This is a genomic window from Mesorhizobium sp. M1A.F.Ca.IN.020.04.1.1 (assembly GCF_003997315.1).
Taxonomy (GTDB): Bacteria; Pseudomonadota; Alphaproteobacteria; order Rhizobiales; family Rhizobiaceae; genus Mesorhizobium.
On sequence record NZ_RZSN01000231.1, the window covers coordinates 1 to 7465 of the forward strand.

Genomic DNA, 7465 nt, shown 5'->3' on the forward strand with positions numbered 1-7465 from the left:
GCTTTTGAAGGGTGGGCAGGGCAGGGTGTTCTACGCCGTCGGCGGAACCTGGCGAAACCTCGCCCGGCTGCATATGGAGATGACCAACTACCCGCTCGGCGTCATGCATCATTACGAGATCGCCGCCGACAGCGCCCTGAACTTCCTTAGGCAGGTGGCCAAGGGCGAGGTCGAAAAGGTCAAGGGCATCGAAGGCGTCTCCAAGAACCGCCGCTCGCTGCTGCCTTACGGTGCGGTCGTGCTGCAGGAAATCATGGCGGCAATGCAGCCCTCGAAGATCGTCGTCTCGGCGCAGGGCGTGCGCGAAGGCTTCCTCTATTCGCTGCTCGACGCCGCCGAGCAGAAGGCCGATCCGCTGATCTCCGCGGCGGAGGAACTGGCGCTGCTGCGCTCGCGCTCGGTCCATCACGCGCATGACCTCGTCGACTGGACGGACAAGGCTTTCAAGGCCTTCGGCATCGACGAGACGGTGGATGAGGCGCGCTACCGCCACGCCGCCTGCCTGCTTGCCGATATCGGCTGGCGGGCGCATCCCGAATATCGCGGCCGGCAGTCGCTCAACATCATCGCGCATGCGTCCTTTATCGGCGTCGACCATCCTGGCCGCGCCTATCTGGCCCTGACCAACGCCTATCGCCATGACGGCATCTTCAACGATGCGATCGCGCCCGAGATCAAGACCCTGGCGCCGCCGCGCATGCTCGAGCGCGCCCGCGCGCTGGCGGCGATGATGCGCGTCGTCTATCTGCTGACGGCGGCGATGCCCGGGGTCATGCCGCGGCTGAAATGGGAAAGCCGCGGCAACGGTGCGCTTGCGCTGGTGCTGCCGGCGTCGCTTGCCGACCTCTATGGCGAACGACCTGCCGGGCGGCTGGCGCAGCTGGCCCGCATCACCAACCGCCCGCTAGTGCTTGCGGTCGAGGGCGGGCCGAGCATTTCCGTCAAGTGACGGATCAGGTGATCTCGGCACCGACGCCAAAAGGGCGGCCGTCGGCCGACCATGCGCCGGCGCCGGCCATGGCGAGCGCCAGGAAGCCCCCGGCAATGGCAATGTCCTTCATCAGCATCTGATGGTGCATGAAGGTGAGGGTCGCATCCTCGCCGCCCTGGCCGAAATGGCCGATGAAGCCGGCGACGATAGTGAAGGCGGCAAGCAGCAGCGCCGCGATCCGCGTCTGAAAACCGACAAGGATCAAAAGTCCGGCGATCAGCTCGAACAGGCCGGTGCCCCAGGCCGCCAGGGTCGGTAGCGGCAGGCCGAGGCCGGTGAAGTAATCGATCGTGCCGGATAAGTTGGTCAGCACCTGGAAGCCCGAGGGCACGAACAGCGCGGCAAGCAGGAGCCGCGAGGCGAGAAGCAACGCGTTGCGGTTCATGGCCCACCTCCCTTGCCGGTATCCGGGAATGCACCGGCTCTCGGTGCAGTGTACGCCTGCAATCGAAAAACGAAAAAGCGGCGCGAAAAATTCCGCGCCGCCAATTTCAGCTTGGGAGGGGAGGAGATCAGCCGCGCTTGGCGTCGATCGAATAGGCGCCGGCGCCGGAGGAGGCGAGCAGGATGAAGCCGCCGGTGATGGCGAGGTTCTTTAGAAACTGGATCATCTGCATCTGGTCGGCCCAGCCGGTGTGAGCAACCAGGCCGGTGGCGATCGTGAAGATGGCGAGCAACCAGGCGGCGATCCGCGTCTGGAACCCGACAAGAATGGCAAGGCCGCCGAGCAGCTCGATGAGGCCGACCACGACGGCCGTCACGGTCGGAAGCGGCAGGCCGAGGGCGCCGAAATAGCCGGCGGTGCCGGAAATGGCGGTAAGCTTGCCGAAGCCGGAAAGCAGGAAGATGACGGCGAGCAGGATACGGCCGAGCAGGATGGTGGTGGCACTGTTGGACGCGATGCTGGTACCGGCGGCGGAAGTGTTGATGGACATTGGCGAGTCTCCGAATCGTGTTGAATGCCCAGTCAGATAGACGACGAAGACTGTTCACCAAAGCCGCCGATGCGGCGACACATTGTTCACAGGCAGTATGTTTCGGTGACCGTCGGACGCGCGCGAAAATCGTGTCGGCGGATTGGGATTAACGAGTAAATTGTGCCCCCGCAAAATAGCCAAGCCATCGGTTGGGGTTGCAGTCGCAGACCTCGGGGACTAGCCGAAACGCCCGATCGGGTCGTCTTCGCCCTGGTACGACGACCCCTTTGGCCTGTCCGCGCCGCGAGAACTACCCCGGATGCGTCATGTCCTCGGGCCGCACCAGCCGGTCGTAGTCGGCCTCGCTGACCAGCCCGGTGGCGAGAGCTTCCTCGCGCAGCGTGGTGCCGTTCTTGTGCGCGGTCTTGGCGATCTTGGCGGCGTTGTCGTAGCCGATGGTGGGGGCGAGCGCCGTCACCAGCATCAGCGAGCGCTCCAGCGCCGCCTTGATGTTGTCTTCCCGCGCCTCGATGCCGACGACGCAATTGTCGGTGAAGGATACGGAAGCGTCGGCAAGCAGCTGCACCGACTGCAGGAAATTATAGGCCATCAGCGGGTTGTAGACGTTGAGCTCGAAATGGCCCTGGCTGCCGGCGAAGGTTAGCGCGGCATTGTTGCCGAACACCTGCACGCAGACCTGCGTCAGCGCCTCGCACTGCGTCGGGTTGACCTTGCCCGGCATGATCGACGAGCCCGGCTCGTTCTCCGGCAGCGACAGCTCGCCGAGGCCCGAGCGCGGGCCTGAACCGAGCAGGCGGATGTCGTTGGCGATCTTGAACAGCGCGGCGGCCGCCGCGCTGATCGCGCCATGCGAGAACACCATGGAATCGTGTGCTGCGAGCGCCTCGAACTTGTTCGGCGCCGTGACGAAGGCGATGCCGGTGATGGCGGCGATCCGGTCCGCCACCTTTTCCGCAAAGCCAACCGGCGCGTTGAGCCCGGTGCCGACCGCGGTGCCGCCCTGCGCCAGTTCCTGCAGGCCGGGCAGCGTCTGCTCGATGCGCTTGATCGACGACGCGACCTGCGCGGCGTAGCCGGAGAATTCCTGGCCGAGCGTAAGGGGTGTGGCGTCCTGCGTGTGGGTGCGGCCGATCTTGATGATGTGGTTGAAGGCGCGGGCCTTGGCGTCGAGCGCTTTGTGCAGATGGTGGAGCGCTGGGATCAGGTGATGCGCGACCCGCTCGGCGCAGGCGACATGCATGGCCGTCGGATAGGTGTCGTTTGACGACTGGCTCATATTGACGTGGTCATTCGGGTGCACGGGCTTCTTGGAGCCCATCACGCCGCCGAGCATCTCGATGGCCCGGTTGGAGATCACTTCATTGGCATTCATGTTGGACTGCGTGCCCGAACCGGTCTGCCAGACCACGAGCGGGAAATGGTCGTTGAGCCTGCCGTCGATCACTTCCTGCGCGGCGTCCACGATTGCCTTGCCGATGGCTGGATCCAGCCGTTTCATCTCCATGTTCACTTCGGCCGCGGCGCGCTTGACGATGCCCAGTGCGCGCACGATCGAGGCCGGCTGCTTTTCCCAACCGATCTTGAAATTGCCGAGCGAACGCTGCGCCTGCGCGCCCCAGTAGCGGTCGGCCGCGACCTCGATGGGACCGAATGTATCGGTTTCGGTTCTGGTCTTCTCAGCGCTCACGGGAAATCTCCGGTCTGTCGATTTGCGCAAGGGCGTATCGCGTTGCACAAAACCCTTCAAGCGGAGATTGCGGGCGAGGAAGATGCAAATCGGTTGAAGGGGGCTGCCGATCTCCCCCCTTGTGGGCCAGATCAGCCCTCCATCGGCGGTCCAACGATGTCGATGCCGTTCTCGGCGCAGAGTCTCATCAGCGTCGCCATCATCTCGGGCGTCGGCGCCCCCGGCTGCGGCAGGTCCGGCCGTTCGGCGGGGCGGCTCGCCAGGCGCACCATCGTCTCGAAATCCGAGCCGCGCGTGACGGTGAGCGTATGCGCGCCTTGCGGAGATTCGACCCTGTATGTATGCGGCAGGCCCTTCGGCGCGATGACGGTTTCGCCCGCGCCCACGACCCGCTCATGGCCGTTGATCTGGAAACGCATTTGTCCTTCGAGGATGTGAAATACCTCGTCTTCGTTGCGGTGCATATGCAGCGGCGGGGAATCGCCATAGGGCAGGCGATGCTCGATGACGCAGATGCCGTCCTCTCCGTCGGCCGAAGAGACCTGGATGGCGACGAGCGTGTTGTTGAACCAAAGGAGTTCCTTGCCTGCGATGGTCCGGTTGATCATTGTCATGGTGTCTCTGCTTTGTGTTGGGCCGGCGAAGCGGCGTCGACGGCGAACTAACCAGCGACGCGTGGGAGATGGAAATCGAATGATCATATGGACTGAATTGATGCGATGAATTTGAACGCGCTCGATCTCAACCTGGTGAGGGTGCTCGACGCGCTTTTGCGCGAGAAAAGCGTGACGCGCGCCGGCGAGCAGATCGGCCTCAGCCAGCCTGCGGTGAGTGCCGCGCTCAACCGCCTGCGGCATACGCTCAACGACCAGCTCTTCGTGCGGCGCGGCAACGACATGGTGCCGACGCCACGCGCCGAAAGCCTGGCCGGGCCTGTGCGTGCCGCGCTGCGCGAGATCGAGCGTGCTTTCCAGCCGGCGAAGGACTTCGATCCGGCCAGGCTGGAGCGGACCTTCACCTTCATGGGCGCGGATTTCTTTTCCATGCTCCTGATGCCGCCCTTTGCCGCGCGCATCGCGGCGGTGGCGCCATCAGTGTCGTTCCGCTTCCTCGACAGCGCCATCGGCGACGTCTCGAAACTGTTGCAGGAGGACCAAATCGACGTGGCGCTGGAGCGTCCCCTGGAAGTCGCCGAATGGGTTTCCAGCGTACCGCTGTTCGGCTCGCCCTTCGCCGTCATCGCGGCGAAGGGCAATGCAGCGCTCAATCGGGCCGGCATCGCCGAAGGCGAGCAGGTGCCGCTCGATCTCTTCTGCGAGCTGCCGCACGCGCTGCGCTCCATCGACGGCTCGATGTCGGGCTTCACCGATGACGCGCTGGGGAAGATGGGGCGGACGCGCCGGGTCACGCTTGCCTTGCCGCATTTCCAGGCGGTCGCGCTGGCCGTGGCGAGCGGACCCTATCTGGCGGCCGTTCCAATGCAGTTCGCGGCGGTGGCGGCGAAATCCTTGCCGCTCGGCATCTACGGGGCGCCAATCTCGATTCCCTCGCCGGCGGTCAGGATGTACTGGCACGCCCGCCATGACGACGAGGCGCCGCATCGCTGGATCCGCGAGCAGATCCTGGTGGAAGTCGAGGCGCTCGGCTTCCGCAACCTGGAGGATGAGGTCGGAGAGTAGACTCTGTTATCCGGCCGCCAGGCCGATGGCCGCGGGCTGGCGCAGCGCGAGCCGCCCCGCGACATAGTCCTTGACCTGGCGGACCGCCTGCGCGCGCGACACGCTGCCCGGCTGCAGGCCAAGCCTGAGCCACAGCCCGTCGATCAGAGCGGTGACGCCGAGTACGATCTCCGCGGCCAACTCCGGCGATGCGAGGCCGCGCAGGCCGGACAACAGGTTCGAGCGCATGCGCGCGTGGATCACTCGCTGGATGCGCGCCAGCTTCTCGTCGCGCGGCACCTCGGCGCAGAGCGACAGCCAGGCGTGACAGAGCGGCGGCAGGAACAAATGCTCCTCGAAATTGCCCTCGATCACCGCGTCCAGCCGCTCGATCGGCGTTCGCGCCCGCTTGAGCCGCGCCACCACCGCGTTGCACAGCACGGCATTGGCCTCGCGCATCGCGTGCTCGAACAATTCCTGCTTGTTGCGGAAATAGTGCAGCACGATGCCCTTCGAGGCGCCGGCCTGGGCCGCGACCTTTTCCAAGGTGGCGCCGGCAATGCCCTCGCGCTCGAGCACCGCAAAGGCCGCTTGCCGCAACTCCTTGCGGCGTATGTCGCTGAGACGTGTGAGCTTCACCGGATCGATCCATGTTTGCGAATCCATGTTGACATTTTCGCCCGCTCAGATCAATCATTGACCGCTGGGACAATAACATGACCAAATGGTCAACAGAGGAGAACCGGAATGGTGCGCTTGCTTGCGAATGGCGTCTGTCTCGCTGCCTTGATGGTGGCCGCTCAAACCGTTCAGGCGGCCGAGGCGGAGGAATGTAAGGTGGTGCGAATGGCCGAGCCCGGCTGGAACGATCTCGCCTTCACGACGGGCGTGGCCAAGGTCCTGCTCCAGGCGCTCGGCTATGAGCCGCAGAGCGACGTGCTTGGCATCAACGTCATCTACGAAGGCATGAAGAACAAAGACCTCGACCTGTTCCTCGGCTACTGGGATCCGGCGATGGTCACGTATTACGAGCCTTACAGGAAGGACGGCTCGATCGAGAATGTGCGGGTCAATCTGGTCGGCGCCAAATACACCTTCGCCGTGCCGACCTATGTCTGGGAAGCCGGCGTCAAGGATCTCTCCGACCTGCACAAATTCGCCGACAAATTCGGGAAGAAGATGTACGGCATCGAGCCCGGCTCGAACCAGCTGATGATGGATGCCATCGCCGATCCTCAGTTCCAGCTCGACGGCTGGCAGGTGGTCGAATCGAGCGAAGCCGGCATGCTCTCGGAGGTCGGCTACGAGATCAAGGAGAAGCAGTTCATCGTCTTCCAGGGCTGGGCGCCCCATCCGATGAACACGATGTACGACTTCAAGTATCTGACCGGCGGCGACAAGTTCTTCGGCCCGAATTTCGGCGCCGCGACCGTGACGACCCAGGTGCGCAAGGGATTCCTGCAGGAGTGCCCGAACGTGGCGCAGTTCCTGAAGAACCTTGCCTTCGACATCGATCTGGAAAATGTCGGCATGGGCTACCTCATCAATGACGGCATGAAGCCGGAGGAAGCGGCGCTTAAATCGATTACGCTCAACAAGGATCGTGTCGACGCCTGGCTTGCCGGCGTCACCACCTTCGACGGCAAGCCCGGCCTCGCCGCGGTCAAGGAAAAGCTTGGACTGTGAGGCCCGCGGCATTGGATCTGTCGGGACAAGGGGGCGAGCAGGACGCCTGGGCCGGCCGCAAGCGATTCGTCGATGTCGGTGGCCTCGACCTCGCCTATGTCGAGGTCGCCGGCTCGGAACCGCCGCTCGTCCTGGTGCACGGCTTCACCGACACCAGCCGCAGTTTCTCGTTGCTGGCGCCGCATCTTTCCGCGCGGCGGCTGGTCATGCCGGACCTGCGCGGCCATGGCGCCTCGCAGGCGGGCAGGGGCTTTGGCATCGCCGATTTCGCCGACGATGTCGCCGGGCTGATCCGCAACCTGCGGCTCGCCCGGCCGGTCGTTCTCGGCCATTCGCTGGGTGGCATGGTCGCCATGCAGGTGGCCGCGCGGCATCCGGAACTGGTCGGCGGGCTGGTCGTCCTGGCCGGGGCGCTGAAGGCAGATTTCGCGCCGGACCATCCGTTGGTTGCCGGCGTGGCGGAACTGCGCGACCCGATCTCGCCGACCGATCCGTTCTACGATTG

General features: G+C 64.6%; 8 protein-coding genes and 1 pseudogene. 4 read left to right on the plus strand and 5 right to left on the minus strand.

From position 1 onward, the window contains the following. Positions 1 to 949: pseudogene (locus tag EOA49_RS28855) on the plus strand (exopolyphosphatase); the annotation flags it as partial. Positions 950 to 953: 4 nt separating this feature from the next. Here EOA49_RS28855 and EOA49_RS28860 read toward each other — a convergent pair. The 4 genes from EOA49_RS28860 to EOA49_RS28875 form a co-directional block, all read right to left on the minus strand. Next, a complete protein-coding gene (locus EOA49_RS28860; protein WP_127216669.1) occupies positions 954 to 1376 on the minus strand; it encodes a DoxX family protein in 423 nt (140 codons plus the stop codon). A 127-nt stretch (positions 1377 to 1503) separates the two neighbouring features. Beyond that, positions 1504 to 1926, minus strand: coding sequence for a DoxX family protein (locus tag EOA49_RS28865; RefSeq protein ID WP_067001137.1), 423 nt, complete (start codon positions 1924 to 1926; stop codon positions 1504 to 1506). Between the two features lie 292 nt (positions 1927 to 2218). After that, positions 2219 to 3616, minus strand: a complete 1398-nt coding sequence (fumC, locus tag EOA49_RS28870; RefSeq protein ID WP_095802562.1) for a class II fumarate hydratase — start codon at positions 3614 to 3616, stop codon at positions 2219 to 2221. A gap of 131 nt (positions 3617 to 3747) precedes the next feature. Further along, the gene (locus tag EOA49_RS28875) at positions 3748 to 4230 is read right to left on the minus strand and encodes a cupin domain-containing protein (protein WP_095802561.1); all 483 of its coding nucleotides are present in this window, start codon (positions 4228 to 4230) and stop codon (positions 3748 to 3750) included. Between the two features lie 105 nt (positions 4231 to 4335). Between EOA49_RS28875 and EOA49_RS28880 the strand changes: the two genes are divergently transcribed. Continuing rightward, positions 4336 to 5295, plus strand: a complete 960-nt coding sequence (locus EOA49_RS28880) for a LysR family transcriptional regulator (RefSeq protein WP_095802560.1) — start codon at positions 4336 to 4338, stop codon at positions 5293 to 5295. A 6-nt stretch (positions 5296 to 5301) separates the two neighbouring features. Here EOA49_RS28880 and betI read toward each other — a convergent pair whose 3' ends face one another. Continuing rightward, complete coding sequence (betI, locus tag EOA49_RS28885; RefSeq protein ID WP_127216670.1) at positions 5302 to 5913, minus strand: transcriptional regulator BetI; 612 nt, start codon at positions 5911 to 5913, stop codon at positions 5302 to 5304. A 108-nt stretch (positions 5914 to 6021) separates the two neighbouring features. Between betI and choX the strand changes: the two genes are divergently transcribed. Both choX and EOA49_RS28895 read left to right on the plus strand, forming a co-directional pair. Continuing rightward, positions 6022 to 6960, plus strand: coding sequence for a choline ABC transporter substrate-binding protein (gene choX, locus EOA49_RS28890; RefSeq protein ID WP_067001126.1), 939 nt, complete (start codon positions 6022 to 6024; stop codon positions 6958 to 6960). Then, positions 6957 to 7465: alpha/beta hydrolase (locus EOA49_RS28895; protein ID WP_164749309.1), on the plus strand; the 509-nt coding region annotated here is incomplete at its 3' end. The genes choX and EOA49_RS28895, both read left to right, overlap by 4 nt.

What these genes read in the sequence shown, in the direction of transcription:
- EOA49_RS28860 (WP_127216669.1), bottom strand. Translation starts at nt 1,376, where the DNA reads ATGAACCGCAACGCGTTGCTTCTCGCCTCGCGGCTCCTGCTTGCCGCG.
- EOA49_RS28865 (WP_067001137.1), bottom strand. Translation starts at nt 1,926, where the DNA reads ATGTCCATCAACACTTCCGCCGCCGGTACCAGCATCGCGTCCAACAGT.
- EOA49_RS28875 (WP_095802561.1), bottom strand. Translation starts at nt 4,230, where the DNA reads ATGACAATGATCAACCGGACCATCGCAGGCAAGGAACTCCTTTGGTTC.
- EOA49_RS28880 (WP_095802560.1), top strand. Translation starts at nt 4,336, where the DNA reads ATGAATTTGAACGCGCTCGATCTCAACCTGGTGAGGGTGCTCGACGCG.
- choX (WP_067001126.1), top strand. Translation starts at nt 6,022, where the DNA reads ATGGTGCGCTTGCTTGCGAATGGCGTCTGTCTCGCTGCCTTGATGGTG.